The sequence below is a fragment of the Peterkaempfera griseoplana genome (assembly GCF_001418575.1).
In the GTDB taxonomy this organism is placed as follows: Bacteria; Actinomycetota; Actinomycetes; order Streptomycetales; family Streptomycetaceae; genus Peterkaempfera; species Peterkaempfera griseoplana.
Genome location: NZ_LIQR01000656.1, coordinates 1 through 579, shown reverse-complemented (window position 1 = coordinate 579; position 579 = coordinate 1). Strand labels below are relative to the sequence as shown.

General features: G+C 70.1%; 2 protein-coding genes. Both read right to left on the bottom strand.

Features of this window, described 5'->3' with window-relative positions; translation table 11 throughout:
• Nucleotides 1–253 (bottom strand): helix-turn-helix domain-containing protein (locus AOK09_RS42875; RefSeq protein WP_245687618.1); only part of this gene is annotated, 253 nt, incomplete at its 3' end.
• Between the two features lie 170 nt (nucleotides 254–423).
• Entirely contained in the window at nucleotides 424–546 is a 123-nt protein-coding gene (locus tag AOK09_RS39775) for a homocysteine S-methyltransferase family protein (protein WP_322973238.1), read from the bottom strand.
• Nucleotides 547–579: the final 33 nt, after the last annotated feature.

Sequence of the window (579 nt, the reverse complement as noted above, 5' to 3'; positions counted from 1 at the left end):
GGGCGCGCAGCTCGTGCACGTCGAGGTAGCTCTGTCCCAGTCGCAGCAGTTCCGCGCCCAGCTGGTACTTGCCGCTCTCCGGGTCCTGCTCGACGAACCCCTCCTGCTGGAGGGTGCGCAGAATGCCGTGCGCCGTGCCCTTGGCCAGGTCCAGTGCCGCGGCGACCTCGGACAGCCCGAGCCGGCGCTCACCGCCGGCCAGCAGTCGCATGATGGCCGCTGCGCGCGAGAGCGACTGGATCGGGCCGGGCATCGAGCACCTCCATTGGGTACACGGTCGACAATGTCAAACAGGATTGGATTATGTCGACCGCATCATTCTTCCCAAGAGTCTGCCAGGAGAGAGGCGTTCACTCCATCTCCGCGGCAGCGGCGATCACCGGTACATCCACACGGAACCGGACCAAACGGACACGGTGTGGCTCACGCCGCACCCCCGCCCCCGCGCCCGGACACCACCACCCCCGCCAGATCGGCGATCTCCGCAGGCCCGACCCGGCAGCACCCGCCCAGCAGCCGCGCCCCCGCGGCGGTCCACTGCGACACCTGCCGCGGACCGAAGGCCGACCGGCCCCGCCA